Genomic DNA, 13,260 nt, shown 5'->3' with positions numbered 1-13,260 from the left:
ACGCACCGGAAGTGCTCCCACGACCCGCAATGGTTCGTCTTCAAACCGGTTCGCGGGCGCAGCACTCGGGTTTCCCGAGCCGCATCCTCGATGACGGAGGCGATTGCGCCTTCGGATCGAGGAATTGCGGGCGGGCGCGCTTCAAAATTCGTGACGTACCGCTGCGGGGCTCTCGATCACGCCTCGTCGAGGCACCTTTGGCGCTGCCTGCTGCCCGCGGAGGTCGCGGCTCAGGCCGCGAAGTCCGAGAACCCGCCGAGAATCGCGCCCGATGCGGTCAGGGCGGCGCGCGAGGCCGGTGCGGTCAGTGCATCCAGCTCGGCCGCGTAGGCGTAGCCCGGGGCTTCTCCGGAGAAGCCGCCTCCCGTCGCCGGATGGGTGTAGAGTTCCGTGAGACCGTCCGGCAGATGTGCCAGGAGAGCAGACACGCGGGCGGGTGTCATGGCGCCGGACCAAGCCAGCCCGAGGGTCCGGTCGGGAATCAGCAACCCGGCTTGACGGGCGCGCACGGCGAGCAGGGCCGCCCACGGTGCACTGTCGAGGGCCGGTTTCGGAGCCGCGCCCGGCTCGGCGGCGCGTAGCACCGCGCGGGGTTCGCGCGGTACGCGAACGGCGCGCATACCGCAGCGACGGCCGATGGACAGCACCGCACCGGCGATGAGCGGATGGACGTGGAAGTGCTTGTGAGCATTGACGTGGTCGAGGGGCAAGCCCGTCGCCTGGTAGGCCTCGAACTGGGCCGTGATCTCGGCCGCGAGTTGCTTGCGCGCCGAGGCCTTGAGGGCGAGGTCGAGGCCGAGGCGGCCCATGTCGCTGCGGATGAGGCCATCCGGCCCGACGAGGTCGGGCAGGTCGGCGGGTGGAAGGGTTGGCCAAGCCTCGACCATGACCAGATGGAGCCCGATCCGGAGCGTCGGCAGACGTCGGGCGCGGGCCACCGCATCGGCCGCGGCAGGTGCACCCACCATGAGGCTCGCAGCCGTGAGAATGCCCTCGCGGTGGGCCTGCTCGACGGCCTCGTTGACCGCGAGGCTGAGGCCGAAATCGTCGGCGGTGACGATCAGGCGTTTCTTGTAGGGGCCGGCCATACTCAACTCTCGTGTTCGGGTACGGACTCGGGGGCCGACGCAGCGAAGGCCTCACGGCCAAGGACCAGGGTCGCCCCGCCTTTGCTGCCCGAGGTCGCGAGGGCCTGGAGCAGCCGTAAGTTCATGAGCTCCGGGTTGCCCTTAAGCATGCGGGCGGAATTGGCCAGGGAGCGCAGGGCGGCCTGCTCGGCCCGTGCCCGCTCCAGCGCCGCCTGCCCTTCGAGCCGTGCCCGTTCGACCTCTGCATAGAGGCGTCGGAGCTCGGGCGGCAACGTGACCGCGCCGATGCTCGCGTCGGTGATCCGGCAACCGGCGATGGGCCGGTCGAGCAGAGCCAGCAGGGCGGCATCCAGGGTGGATCGCTCGGACAGGAGGGCTTCGAGGCCGCGTGCGGCCGCAAGCCGGATCAAGGCGTTGGTGCCCGCATGCTGCAGACCTTCGCGGTAGCGGTTCTCGTTGGCTAAGCGCGGATCGACGATCTCGTAGACGAGGAGAGTCGACATGCGGAAGCACATCCGGTCGGCGCTGGTCACCTCGACGCCGTGAAGATTCTCGAAAGTCGGAACCTTCGGCAACGTCACGACGAGGCGGTCGCTCCACCCGATGGTTCGGTAGCGTCGGGGCTGCAGAAGTCCGGCGAAACGCCCGTCGCGATAGAGCAAGCCATGCTCCCATTCGTGGACGGTGCGGCTTAACCCCCGCCGCGACAGATGCGGGATCCGGCCGAGCGCGAGACCGCCTGCAAGGGCGAACGCGGCAGCGACCACGATGGTAGCGAGATCGGACATCGCACCCTTCCCGTTCTCTGGCCGCCCTCCGGCGCCACGGGGACGGGGCGGAGGCGCGTGGCCTGCAGAGCCCGGTCCCGGCTGCCCGAAGGCCGGCACCGGAGAGCGTTCAAGGTTGCCGAAACAGCGGATGACAGGCCCTCTCGTCGCTGACCGCGCCCGTATGAGCGTCGCGCGACCGGGTCCGCCGGGCCAAGCGTCTAGAGCACGCGGCGCGAGTGGGAAACCGGTTTCCCATATCTCACCCGGCGGCGATCGACTGAAGCAGAGCCTGGAAACGAGAACGGCCGGGCGAAACGCCCGGCCGTCGTGGTGTCCGCCGTCGCGGATGCTCAGGCGGCCTTGGCGGTGCCCTGACGCTCCTTGAGGAAGCGGTAGAACTCGACGCCCTCGCGCAGGCGGCGCTTCATCATGTCGGGCGAGCGGACCATCTCGGAGACGATGGAGGCGATCTTCGGAGCGCGGAAGTAGAACTTCCGGTAGAACTCCTCCACCGCCGCGAAGATCTCGGAATGCGACAGGTGGGGGTAGTGCAGCGGCGCGATCTGCACGCCGTTCTCGTCGACGAGCTCAGCATTGGCGATGTCGAGCCAGCCGTTCTCCACCGCCTGCTTGTACAGGAAGGTACCCGGGTAGGGGGCGGCCAGGGACGCCTGGATGGTGTGCGGGTTGATGCGCTTGGCGAACGCGATGGTCTCCTGGATCGTCTCGCGGGTCTCGCCGGGCAGACCGACGATGAAGGTGCCGTGGATGGCGATGCCGAGGTCGTGGCAATCCTTGGTGAACTTCTCGGCCACCTCGACGCGCATGCCCTTCTTGATGTTGTTCAGGATCTGCTGGTTGCCGGACTCGTAGCCGACGAGGAGCAGACGCAGGCCGTTCTCCTTGAGGACCTTCAGGGTCTCGCGCGGCACGTTCGCCTTGGCGTTGCACGACCAGGTCACGCCCAACTTGCCCAATTCGCGCGCGATTTCTTCAGCACGAGGAAGATTGTCGGTGAAGGTGTCGTCGTCGAAGAAGAACTCCTTCGTCTGCGGGAACTCCTTCAGGCAGTACTTGATCTCCTCGATCACGTGCGCGACCGAGCGGGTGCGGTAGGTGTGGCCGCCGACGGTCTGCGGCCAGAGGCAGAAGGTGCAGCGGCTCTTGCAGCCACGGCCGGAATAGAACGAGATGTAGGGGTGCTTCAGGTACCCGATGAAGTACTTCTCCATCTGCAGGTCGCGCTTGTACACGCTCGTGACGAAGGGCAGCTGATCCATGTCCGTCATGATCTCGCGATCGACGTTGTGGATCACGACACCGTTGGCGTCCCTGTAGGACAGGCCCTTGATCTCCGACATCGGGGTGCCGTCGGCGACTTCCTTGACGGTGAAGTCGAACTCGTTGCGGGCGCAGAAATCGATGCACGGGGCCTGGGCCATGGCACCGGCGGCGTCGACCGCGACCTTGGCGCCGATGAGGCCGGCGATGAGCTTCGGGTTGGCGGCTTTCAGCGCCTCGACGGTCTTCACGTCGGACTTGAACGACGGCACCGAGGTGTGGAGCACCACGAGGTCGAAGTCGTTGGCCTGAGCCACGATCTCGGCGAGCTTGATGTTGTGCGGCGGCGCGTCGATGAGCTTCGAGTTCGGCACCAGAGCCGCCGGCTGGGCGAGCCAGGTCGGGTACCAGAACGACTTGATCTCGCGCTTGGCCTGGTAGCGGGAGCCGGCGCCGCCGTCGAAGCCGTCGAAGGTGGGAGCCTGCAGGAAGAGGGTGCGCATGGGGTTCAAGGCCTCAGCGAGAAAGGAACGGGGGCGGGCGGGAAGCTAGAAGCGAAGATCAGAGCGAGGATGCACCAGCATCGTGGCCGAGGCTTCGCTCGGGGATCAGTGTGCCATCCGCAACCACCCGATAATCGTGGCCCTTCCATGTCACCGCACCCGAGACGAAGCTCCAGGCGAAGTTCATGAACGAGAGGATGTCGCGGATCGGCAACAGCCAGTACGGGTGCGACGCGAGACCGAAGGCCCGCTCGAGGCGCACGCACAGGACGATGCGGCATGCGAGCGCCAGGGCGGCGACCACCAGGGCGTTGGTGCCCGCCCCCGGGATCAGCGCGCCCATGAGGGCGAGCGGGAAGGCGTGGGTGACGATGGAGCCGGCGTAGCCCGCCGGGTCGACGTTGCGGATGGTGCGATTCCAGCGGAGCTCGTGGCTCCACAGGCCGGAGAGATCGGTGTCGACGCAGGTGTGGCCGATGGTGAAGGTCGGGATCGCCACGAGGCCGCCGCCGGCCCGCAGGGCTTCGCCGATGGCGTAATCGTCGGCGAGATCGTCCCGGAACGCCTCGAACCCGCCGATCTCGGCGAGCGCCTTCGCCGTGAAGGCGATGGTGGAGCCGAAGCAGGGCTTCGCGAGCCCGAGGGAGGTGCCCATCACCACGTTGGGCAGGAACTGCACGTCGATGGCCAGTGCCGACAGGTGGGCCCAGATGCCCCGGTGGGCCGGCACGCCGTGATAGAGGCAGGTGACGCCGTTGACGCCGGGCTGGCCCAGCTCGGCGACGATGCGGGCGAGGTAATCCGGCTTCACCACCATGTCGCTGTCGGCCAGCACCACCACGCTATGGGCGATCTCGCCCGACATGTTGATGAGGTTCGAGACCTTACGGTTGGAGCCGTGCTGGCGCGCGTCGACGACGAGGTCGAGGCGCAGGGCAGGATAGGCTTGCGCCAGGCGGCGCACCACGGGGATGGCTGGGTCGGCGGCATTCTGGACGCCGAACACCACCTGCACGGGGCCGGCATAGGCCTGCTGGCAGAAAGTCTCGAGGTTCTCGTAGAGGTTCGGCTCCATGCCGCAGAGCGGCTTGAGGATCGTCACCGACGGCGCCGCGCCCACGAGGACGGGCGCCGGGCGCCGGGCGAACCGGCCGGCGAGAGCCGCGGCGGTCAGACCGTAGAGGCAGCCCGCGAGCGCGAGTAGCAGCAACAGGTGCGAGAGCCAGATCAATTCCATGGGGGCATCGCTCGGTCACGGGGCTCGTGAGAGTGCCGCGAGGGGGCGGCGCGAAGATCGGGACGTCGGTGGTGAGACCGGCTGTGGCCGGACTCTAAGGCGCCGGTTTGACGGTGAGCATGCCGGCCGTGCGTTCGCGTAGGAATTTCAGCAGCCCGTCGGCACCGCCCGCCTTGAGGGGGTCGGCGAAGCTGCCGCGCAGGGATGCGACCTCGCTGACGTTGCCGTTGAGATAGACGTCCTGGATGCGGTTGCCCGGTCCGACGAGGTAATCGACCTGGGACGAATCACCATCGGCGTTGGCGGCCTCGCTCTGGACCAGCCGGTTCGCGCCGCGCGCCTCGCTCTCGGGCTTCACCGTGAAGGTCCCGCCGGCGGCCTGCCGAAGTCGGGTGGCGTAGGTGGCGATGAAATACTGGGCGAAGGCTTCGGTCAGGGCACCCTGCTGCTCGGGGGTGAATCCGTTCCATTTCGGGCCGACGGCGACACGCACAATGGCGGGAAAATCCATGCGTTCGGTGAGCGTCGGGCCGATGGCGGCGGCCCGGGTGCGGACGTCGCCGGGGCCGTCCTTGAGGGCGCTCTCGAAGCTGCCGTAGAGGGTGCGGACGGCACCCACCGCCAAGTCGTCGGCCGCCTGTGCGGGCGCGCCGAGCGACAGCAGGGCGGCGACGAGGCTGGCGCGGAGAACGGGGATCATGCGCACTTCTTCAGCTCCCCCAGTTCGCCGTCTACGGGGCGCAGAAGCGTGGTGCCGCGATCGTTGCCGTAGGGAACGCCCATGGGAGCGGTCTGGGGCGGAGCGTGACGGGCCGGCAACGCTTCGCCGCTCTCCGGAGCCGGTCCGACCTTGCCCTCGAGGGCGTGCCACGCGAGGAGGCCAGGAACTCCGACGAGGAGGTCGGCGAGGCGCTTGACGAGGGAGAGGGCCAGTGCCGCCTCGGCCGGGATGCCGAAGATGGCGCAGAGGGCGATGAGGCCGCCCTCCTGAGCACCCAGCGCCCCGGGTACGGCGAAAGCCGCGCCGCGCACCGCCTGCGCCAGGCTCTCGATCACCACCGCTTCGAAGAAGCTCACGGGATAGCCCATGAAATGCAGGCAGACGTAGACCTCGATGGTGCCGATGAGCCAGCCGACGAGGTGGATGCCGATGCCGCCCGCGACCCGGCCGTGATTTCCGTAGAGACGCTTCAGGGCATCGTAGAGCACGTCGATGGCGCCGAGCGCGCGCCACTCGCGCGAGCCGGCGAAGCGGCTGACCAGCCCCTGGATCACCTTGTGACCGCTGCGGCGCTGGATGAGATAGAACGCGGCGAGCGCCGGTGCGGCGACGGCGAGGCCGCCGGCCACGGTGCGGACGATGGGCCCGTCTCCGGCGAGCCAGGCGAGCAGGGCGACGCCGGCCACGGTGAACAGGAACTGCGTGACCGCCTGAGTCATCAGATCGACGAACATGCTGGCCCCGGCGACGCCCCCCGAGACGCCACGCTTGGTCAGGAGCCGGGCGGCGACGAAGTCGCCCCCGACCTGCGCCACGGGCAGCAGGGTGTTGATGCCCTCGCGCACGAAGCGAAGGACAACGCTGTCGCGCAGGGACGGGCGTTCGAAGCGCGGGAAGATCACGAACCAGCCGAAGCCCGCCCAGGCGACGGCCACGGCGCGCGCGAGCACGACGACGAGGGCGCCCCATCCGGCGCTGACCACGGCGGCCGCAACGTCTTCGAGGCCCGAGGACAGGAACAGACCGACGACGGTGCAGAGACCAACGATCAGGGCCAAGGTCGTCAAACGCTTCATGGTCCCCTTTCGGACGTCGGTTCGGCCGATCTCTGCTGAAATCCCGCCGTGTTTCCGGGTCAGAAGACCGCCGGAAGCGATGAACGTCATCGGAAGTTGCAGCTTTGGGAACCGTTGTCTATCACCCGATAGACACAGTGCGGACCAAAGCGGCAGGGGGGCGAAGCCCCGAAAATCACCCGCAGGACGCGCGACAGGGGTACGGATCATGGACCGCGAATCACACATCACGACGGGCGAGGCCGTCGATCAGGACGGTCGTGGCGACCGCTATGCCACCGCCGGTCTCGGCATGCCGGGAACGCCGAAGCCGTCCTCGCCGGTGATGGCCTGGAACGAGTGGGACCCTCTGGAGGAGGTCATCGTCGGAAGCCTCGACGGTGCGACCATTCCGACACACCACCTGACTGTGATCTTCAACCTGCCGCGGGCCGCCCAGCCGTTCTACCGCTTCGCGTCCGGCTTCCGCTATCCGAAGTTCATGAAGAAGCTCGCCCAGCAGGAGCTCGACAACTTCATCTCGATCCTCGCCGGCGAGGGCGTGAAGATCCGCCGCCCCGACAGCATCGACTTCTCGAAGAAGTTCCGCGCGCCGCGCTGGTCCTCGCGCGGCTTCTGCGTCGCGTGTCCGCGCGACCCGTACCTCGTGATCGGCGACGAGATCATCGAGAGCCCGATGTGCTGGCGCTCGCGCTACTTCGAGGGCGATGCCTACCGGGCGCTCTTCAAGGAATATTTTCGCAATGGGGCGCGCTGGACCTCGGCTCCCCGCCCGCAATTGACCGACGAACTGTACAACTACGATTATCGGGTGCCGAACCTGAAGGCCGGCGAGCCGATGCAGTTCACCGTGAACGAGTTCGAGCCGGTGTTCGACGCCGCCGACTTCGTCCGCTGCGGCCGCGACCTGTTCGTGACCCGCTCCAACGTCACCAACCTCATGGGTATCGAGTGGCTGCGCCGCCACCTCGGTCCGGGTTTCCGCATCCACGAGATCGAGAGCCGCTGCCCGCAGCCGATGCACATCGACTCCTCGTTCATGCCGCTCGCACCCGGCAAGGTGCTGGTGAACCCGGACTACATCGACGTCGAGAAGCTGCCGGCCGTGCTCAAGACGTGGGACATCCTGATCGCGCCGCGCCCCGATCCCGTCGAGGGATTCATGAGCAAGATCTCCATGTGCTCGCCCTGGACCTCGATCAACGTGCTCGCCATCGACGAGAAGAAGATCGTCGTCGACCAGAGCCAGCCGACGCTGATCAAGGCGCTCAAGGATTGGGGATTCGATCCGATCCCGGCGCCGTTCCTGTCCTACGGCCCGTTCGGCGGCTCGTTCCACTGCGCCACCCTCGACGTGCGCCGCCGCGGGACCTTGAAGTCCTACTTCTAGGATCGACGACTCGAGTTGGACGTGCGACCGCGTCGCGCGTCCAACTCGCGCCCGAGCGACCGGCGATCGGGCGACCGGCTCGGGTGCGCCCGATCGGACGGGTCAGGCGATCCGGGGTCGGACGGTCCGCGACCAGACCGTCACGGCGGCGGCCGCGGCGAGCCCGTACTGCAGCATGCCGTTCTCGGCGAGGTCCGTCGGCGCCACCTGCCACTGCAGGGCCAGCCGCGTCACGGCGTTGAGCGCGATCAGGCCGAGGCAGAACACCAGGGCTGCCAGGAGGGTGGCGAGGAAATCGGGCATGGCGATTCGTCCGGTGGACCCGGATGCTGCGTCGCAAGGCTTGCGCCAGGATCTCCCCGTGCCGTGACGCCGGGGGTCAGGCCACCGGCGGTCGTGTCGCCTGCATGGACGCGCGCGCGTCGAAGCCTTCGAACCAGGCGGCGAGGGCCGGGCTGCGCCGGCGCCAAGCCAGATCCGGGAAGCGCAGATCGAGGTAGCCCAGCGCGCAGGCGACCGCGATGGTGCCGATATCGATGCGGTCGGCCAGGGCCGCGACGCCGGCCTCGAACGTATCCAGCGCGCTCTCGATCTTGGCCGTCTGTCCGGCGATCCACGCGCTCGAACGTTCGCCCTCCTCTCGTACGGTCAGTTCGTAGCGGATGAGCAGCGCGGCATCGAGGAGGCCGTCCGCCGTGGACTGGTCGTTGAGGGCCGACCACCGTGCCGGGCCGGGCGCGGGGAACATGCCGCCGCCCAGCGCATCGAGGTACTCGCAGATCACGCGGCTGTCGGCGATGGCGTGACCATCGTCGGCGATCAGGGTCGGGACCTGGGCCAGGGGGTGCAGCGCGAGGATATTGGTGTCCCGCTTCGTCGGGTGTGCGGCACTGGGTAGGAGTTCGATGCGCTCGGCGAGGCCGAGTTCATGGGCGACGACCATGACCTTCCGCACGAACGGCGAGAAATGCGAATGGAAGAGCTTCATCGAGGCCACCGGTGCGAGATCGTGCGGGACTCAGGGCCGGCGGGGTGCCGGCTTGGCGCGCGCCGCTGCCGCCGGAGCGGCGACGGGGGCCGGATGTGGTGTCAGCCGCGGCGTTTCCATGACGAGACGCTTGACCGGCCAGCCGTCGGCCCAACGCTCCATGTCGCTGAACCGCGGGTTGCTCTTCAAGGTTTGTGCATCGGCGCCGTTGAAGGCCGCCGCGGCCGCAAGATCGAAGGTCTTCCAGTACGCGAGATAGTCCAGGCTGTCCGTACGGGCATTGTTGATCTGCGCGACCAGGGTGGTCTGCTCGCCCGTGAGGGCCATGTCCGGCGTCCACTTGAACGGAGGGGCCGGCTGCTTCGGGTCGCGCGGCGGATCGGGGGGCAGCTTCAGGGCGCCGCCGTCATAGGCGGCGTCCGCACCCGCCGGGGAGGCCAGGGTCGCGGTGAGGGCGGGGAATCCGTGATCGTCCGACAGAGCGCGCAGGAACAGCTTGCGCTCGGGTGTCACGGCGCTCGCCTCCCGCAGGAGGCGACGCGCCGCGAGATCCGCCGCGCGGGCATCGCGATCGCCGATCACGGTGACCACGAGGGTTTCGGGCGCGATCTTCGAGAGATCATGCAGGACGATGCCGCGTGCCTTGGCGTCGCTGGCGATGCCACCCGGCATGATCGCGAAGACGAGACGCGGGGTGGGGAGGCCCTGACCGGCCGCGTCGGCGGCGATGTTGGCGGCGATGGGTGCCCCGGCGAGATGGCCGATGAGGGCGATGCGCTTCTCGTCCGGCTTGGCGTCGGCATCGCCGGCGAGGTCCGACAGCGCAGACTTGATCAGGCGGGCCGAATTGGCGGAAGCGTCGGCCGGCCGCGTCCGATTGATCTCCTGGAAGCGTGGGAACACCACGAGGTAGCCGGCGCGAGCGAGGTGATCGATCCAAGAGCCGTAGGCCTGCGGGTTCGGTGCGCCCCAGGCGTGGAGGAAGATGGCCACGGGCCGCCCTTCGGCAGGCGCGGCCCCGGCCTTGTGGAAGACGAACGTCGCGGCGCTGGCCCGCCCGAGGGCCCGCTTGACGATGGTGGCCGTGCGATCACCGACGCCGCCCGGCCCCTCCATCGGCTGCACCGGCGGAGCAGCGGCCGACGCGGGATTGGATAGGGCAGCAAGGCTGCACAGGCAGGCGGCGATGAGGCCGGGGCGGACATTCAGGCGCATGGCGTGCTCGACGGGCGAATTCGGAACGGCAGCGGACCGCTAGTCGAGACATAGCAGATCGCGGGATGCGTGCGACGCTGGGGAAAAACCGCCCACCGAGTGCGGCATTCCCGCCGCACTCGGTGGGGTATCCGAACTCGTCGAGCCGGATCGGGCAAATCTAGACAGGCGATTCTAGACCCGAAGATCGTCACGGCCGGCGGTAAACCGCGATGCCTCGCCTCGAATCCGATGCACGAGTGAGGATCTGTCCTCACGCCACCGACCCGGACGATCCGTATGTCCTCAAGTTTCCACTTTACCGACGATGATCTTGGTCTCGGGCCAGCCGAGTCCGATGACGTCGGGCACGGTCTGCGTCTCGGCGGACCGACCGGCCGCCTCCTGCACCCAGGCGAGAATGTCTTCGGCGCGCCATGGTTTCGGAATGAAGGTCGCGGACATCCGCAGATCGCTCGGCTGGTCGCCGGCGTCGCCCGACGTGAGAAGCACGCGCACCCGAGGCCAGGTGACCCCGATGATACGAGCCAACTCGAACCCCCCGATGGGACCCGGAGTCCGCACATCCGAGAACACCACGCTGACTTCGTTGCCGCGATCCTGGAGAATCGCCAGGGCGCGCTCGGCGGTCTCGGCTTCGATCACCCGGAAACCGGTCTCTTCCAGCATCTCGGCCGCGAGGTAGCGCTCGTCGGGTTCGTCCTCGACGACGAGGATGACGGGGCGTGCGTCCGACGGAGGTGCAGCACTCATGGGTCCGGAACGCTCTTCAAGCCAGGATGGCGGGCCGATCCTCGTATTGCCAGAACTGTGAACTACCCGGTGAATGTGTCGTTCCTGCGGGCGTCGAACAGGGCGCTTTTTTGGTCGATGCAGCAACTGTGCCGCACTTCCCGTCAATCACGTCGCACAGCCTCTGCAGTCGTCACACGCCTCTCGCCTTGAAAAACGCCAGAGCGCGCGTCCATCCATCCTCCGCAGGCTCGCGGCGATAGCTTGGCCGGTAATCGGCGTGAAAGCCGTGCGGGGCGTCCGGGTAGACTACGAGATCGACGGATTTGCCCGCCGCCCGGGCCTTGTCGCGCGCTGCCTCGGCGGAGGCGACGGGAATCCCCGTATCCGCGCCGCCGTAGAGGGCGAGGATCGGCGCGTTGATCTCTCCCGCGACATCGTCCGCCGTGCGGGGTTGCAGGGCCGTACGCTCACCGCCGAGCGCGCCGTACCAGGCCACACCGGCCTTCAGGTCGCGGCGATGGGCGGCGTAGAGCCAGACACCGCGCCCACCCCGACACCAGCCCATCGTCGCGAGTCGTGACGCGTCGCCGTTCGACGCCGCGACGGCCCAGGCGGCGGAGGCATCGAGATCAGCGATCCATTGTGCGTCGGGCGTCTTCGAGATCACGTCCCGAACGATCACCTTGACGTCCGTCATGGTCGAGAGATCGCCCTGACGCGCGTACAATTCGGGCGCCACCGCACAGTAGCCGGCCTTTGCCAGGCGCCGGCAGATATCCTTGATGTAATCGTGGACGCCGAAGATCTCCTCGATGACGAGGATGACCGGAAACGGTCCCTGTCCTTCCGGCATGGCGCGATAGCCCGGCATCGGGCCGTCGCCTGCGGGGATCTGGACCTCGCCCGCCACGAGACCGCTTGCGTCCGTATGGATCACCTGCGCCTCGACGGCGGTGGTCGCGAGGGTGAGCCCGGAGATCAGGCTCGTCATCACGAAGCCACGCCGGGAGAAGGGCGGCGTCAGCATGCCTTCGAGGCCGCTCGCAATGCCGGTTCCGCCTGCGCGATCCTGTTTCATGCTGTTCTCCAGTCCTCGACCCCCATCTAGGGCCAAGTGACCGGAGAGCAACGTGCTTCAGTAAGCGGCGCGTTGGGGGGAGGCTTCGACCGCGCGATACGGCACCGGCGTACCGTTGCGTCGGTGCCCGCCGCGGATCTCGGGCGAAACGCTCCGCTTGCGCGCATCCGCCTGCTTGTTGCGCGTATCCACCTGCTTGCGGCCCTTGGGGCGGAGCACATCGCCGAGGGCCACGAAATCGTCGGCTGTTTTCGCGGGACTCTGGCCGGCCTTCAGACCGAAGCCGGTCGCAAAGGAGGCAATGAGACCCGCGTCCCGGGGGATCTCGAAGGCGCTGAGCGCCGCGAGGAACGCTTCACGGAACGGAAGGGCTCGGCACCAGCTCTTTTCCGAAAGGTGAAGCGGCCATTCCCACAGGTCGCCCCGACGCATGCCGAGCAGATCGCGGGCGATGAAATAACCGCTGGGGCGATGCTCCAGTCCTTCCGGCGAAACGCTCCATTCGGCGTTCTCGAACGGGGCTTCGGCGGTGACGCGGGTCTCGTCCAGATGCCGGCTGATCATGATGTCCCCCATCGGCGCCACGCGAATCACCCGGTCGGTGATGGGCGCGTCGTTTAGAACAATGAGGGAACATTGGCTCGAATCGAATCGAGCGTCAAGCGATGTTCTTGTTGTGTTCGATTGAGGCGTCAGGGTTTACGGAACAGGGGATGCTCGACACGGTCACCGGCGTGGATGCCGAGCCGCGCGGTGGTGCCGGCATTGAGCTCAAGCACGGACAGGACCGGCTCGCCGGAGGGAATGACCTTGGTCGAGAGCGGTTCGGTGTTCTGCGCGACGCGGGCAACGGATCCATCCTGGCGGATGAAAACCATATCGAGGGGCAGGTAGGTGTTCTTCATCCACATGGCCACGGGGGCGACGGCCTGGAAGTCGAACAGCATGCCGTGGTCCGGCGCCATGGTGCGGCGATACATCAGTCCGCGCGAACGGTCGGCATCCGTGCGCATCACCTCCACGGCGAAGGCGTGGCGCCCGTTCCGGGATGCGATGGTGAGGGGTTCGGTCGGACCGGAGGCCGCGTCCTGCGCGGGTACGACCTGAAGGCCCGAACCGAGGAACAGAACGGCGCAGAGCGCACGCAGGAAGGCGGGCATATTCGACAACGCGGTACT

Annotated in this window: 14 protein-coding genes; 1 reads left to right on the top strand and 13 read right to left on the bottom strand. The window is 67.8% G+C overall.

Annotated elements, in window-relative coordinates:
- Positions 1-230: 230 nt before the first annotated feature.
- From hpnK to ASF52_RS18105, 6 genes are all read right to left on the bottom strand, one after another.
- The gene (gene hpnK / locus ASF52_RS18130) at positions 231-1,088 is read right to left on the bottom strand and encodes a hopanoid biosynthesis-associated protein HpnK (RefSeq protein WP_056174850.1); all 858 of its coding nucleotides are present in this window, start codon (positions 1,086-1,088) and stop codon (positions 231-233) included.
- 2 nt (positions 1,089-1,090) lie between these two features.
- Positions 1,091-1,876, bottom strand: a complete 786-nt coding sequence (locus tag ASF52_RS18125) for an SPFH domain-containing protein (RefSeq protein ID WP_056174849.1) — start codon at positions 1,874-1,876, stop codon at positions 1,091-1,093.
- A 332-nt stretch (positions 1,877-2,208) separates the two neighbouring features.
- On the bottom strand, positions 2,209-3,642 hold the full coding sequence (gene hpnJ, locus ASF52_RS18120; RefSeq protein ID WP_056094321.1) for a hopanoid biosynthesis associated radical SAM protein HpnJ: 1,434 nt from the start codon (positions 3,640-3,642) through the stop codon (positions 2,209-2,211).
- Positions 3,643-3,700: 58 nt separating this feature from the next.
- Complete coding sequence (hpnI, locus tag ASF52_RS18115) at positions 3,701-4,879, bottom strand: bacteriohopanetetrol glucosamine biosynthesis glycosyltransferase HpnI (protein ID WP_056174847.1); 1,179 nt, start codon at positions 4,877-4,879, stop codon at positions 3,701-3,703.
- Between the two features lie 94 nt (positions 4,880-4,973).
- Positions 4,974-5,579 (bottom strand): MlaC/ttg2D family ABC transporter substrate-binding protein, encoded by a 606-nt coding sequence (locus ASF52_RS18110; protein ID WP_443136695.1) that lies wholly within the window; start codon positions 5,577-5,579, stop codon positions 4,974-4,976.
- Complete coding sequence (locus ASF52_RS18105) at positions 5,576-6,676, bottom strand: flippase-like domain-containing protein (RefSeq protein WP_056174845.1); 1,101 nt, start codon at positions 6,674-6,676, stop codon at positions 5,576-5,578. The genes ASF52_RS18110 and ASF52_RS18105 overlap by 4 nt, the downstream gene beginning before the upstream one ends.
- Positions 6,677-6,884: 208 nt before the next feature.
- Here ASF52_RS18105 and ASF52_RS18100 point away from each other — a divergent pair, with 208 nt between their 5' ends.
- On the top strand, positions 6,885-8,066 hold the full coding sequence (locus ASF52_RS18100) for a hypothetical protein (protein WP_056174843.1): 1,182 nt from the start codon (positions 6,885-6,887) through the stop codon (positions 8,064-8,066).
- Positions 8,067-8,168: 102 nt separating this feature from the next.
- Here ASF52_RS18100 and ASF52_RS18095 read toward each other — a convergent pair whose 3' ends face one another.
- From ASF52_RS18095 to ASF52_RS18065, 7 genes are all read right to left on the bottom strand, one after another.
- Positions 8,169-8,369 carry a hypothetical protein gene (locus ASF52_RS18095; RefSeq protein ID WP_056174841.1) on the bottom strand — a complete coding sequence of 67 codons (201 nt, stop codon included), beginning with the start codon at positions 8,367-8,369 and terminating at the stop codon, positions 8,169-8,171.
- Between the two features lie 76 nt (positions 8,370-8,445).
- Entirely contained in the window at positions 8,446-9,054 is a 609-nt protein-coding gene (locus tag ASF52_RS18090) for a glutathione S-transferase (RefSeq protein WP_056175094.1), read from the bottom strand.
- A 30-nt stretch (positions 9,055-9,084) separates the two neighbouring features.
- The gene (locus ASF52_RS18085; RefSeq protein ID WP_056174840.1) at positions 9,085-10,269 is read right to left on the bottom strand and encodes a poly(ethylene terephthalate) hydrolase family protein; all 1,185 of its coding nucleotides are present in this window, start codon (positions 10,267-10,269) and stop codon (positions 9,085-9,087) included.
- Positions 10,270-10,554: 285 nt separating this feature from the next.
- Complete coding sequence (locus ASF52_RS18080) at positions 10,555-11,022, bottom strand: response regulator (protein ID WP_056174838.1); 468 nt, start codon at positions 11,020-11,022, stop codon at positions 10,555-10,557.
- Between the two features lie 172 nt (positions 11,023-11,194).
- Entirely contained in the window at positions 11,195-12,031 is an 837-nt protein-coding gene (locus tag ASF52_RS18075) for a dienelactone hydrolase family protein (protein WP_056175091.1), read from the bottom strand.
- A 108-nt stretch (positions 12,032-12,139) separates the two neighbouring features.
- Positions 12,140-12,646 (bottom strand): hypothetical protein, encoded by a 507-nt coding sequence (locus ASF52_RS18070; RefSeq protein WP_082515386.1) that lies wholly within the window; start codon positions 12,644-12,646, stop codon positions 12,140-12,142.
- Between the two features lie 128 nt (positions 12,647-12,774).
- Positions 12,775-13,242: a DUF192 domain-containing protein gene (locus tag ASF52_RS18065; protein WP_244473866.1), complete on the bottom strand. Its 468-nt coding sequence runs from the start codon at positions 13,240-13,242 to the stop codon at positions 12,775-12,777.
- Positions 13,243-13,260: the final 18 nt, after the last annotated feature.

This window comes from Methylobacterium sp. Leaf112 (assembly GCF_001423295.1).
Classification (GTDB): domain Bacteria; phylum Pseudomonadota; class Alphaproteobacteria; order Rhizobiales; family Beijerinckiaceae; genus Methylobacterium.
This window is presented reverse-complemented; position numbering and strand designations above follow the sequence as displayed.

Coding starts and splice junctions, on each gene's coding strand:
- ASF52_RS18065 (WP_244473866.1), bottom strand. CDS start 13,242: ATGCCCGCCTTCCTGCGTGCGCTCTGCGCCGTTCTGTTCCTCGGTTCG.
- ASF52_RS18070 (WP_082515386.1), bottom strand. CDS start 12,646: ATGATCAGCCGGCATCTGGACGAGACCCGCGTCACCGCCGAAGCCCCG.
- ASF52_RS18080 (WP_056174838.1), bottom strand. CDS start 11,022: ATGAGTGCTGCACCTCCGTCGGACGCACGCCCCGTCATCCTCGTCGTC.
- ASF52_RS18100 (WP_056174843.1), top strand. CDS start 6,885: ATGGACCGCGAATCACACATCACGACGGGCGAGGCCGTCGATCAGGAC.
- hpnJ (WP_056094321.1), bottom strand. CDS start 3,642: ATGCGCACCCTCTTCCTGCAGGCTCCCACCTTCGACGGCTTCGACGGC.
- hpnI (WP_056174847.1), bottom strand. CDS start 4,879: ATGGAATTGATCTGGCTCTCGCACCTGTTGCTGCTACTCGCGCTCGCG.
- ASF52_RS18090 (WP_056175094.1), bottom strand. CDS start 9,054: ATGAAGCTCTTCCATTCGCATTTCTCGCCGTTCGTGCGGAAGGTCATG.
- ASF52_RS18095 (WP_056174841.1), bottom strand. CDS start 8,369: ATGCCCGATTTCCTCGCCACCCTCCTGGCAGCCCTGGTGTTCTGCCTC.
- ASF52_RS18085 (WP_056174840.1), bottom strand. CDS start 10,269: ATGCGCCTGAATGTCCGCCCCGGCCTCATCGCCGCCTGCCTGTGCAGC.
- ASF52_RS18125 (WP_056174849.1), bottom strand. CDS start 1,876: ATGTCCGATCTCGCTACCATCGTGGTCGCTGCCGCGTTCGCCCTTGCA.
- ASF52_RS18075 (WP_056175091.1), bottom strand. CDS start 12,031: ATGCTGACGCCGCCCTTCTCCCGGCGTGGCTTCGTGATGACGAGCCTG.
- hpnK (WP_056174850.1), bottom strand. CDS start 1,088: ATGGCCGGCCCCTACAAGAAACGCCTGATCGTCACCGCCGACGATTTC.
- ASF52_RS18110 (WP_443136695.1), bottom strand. CDS start 5,579: ATGATCCCCGTTCTCCGCGCCAGCCTCGTCGCCGCCCTGCTGTCGCTC.
- ASF52_RS18105 (WP_056174845.1), bottom strand. CDS start 6,676: ATGAAGCGTTTGACGACCTTGGCCCTGATCGTTGGTCTCTGCACCGTC.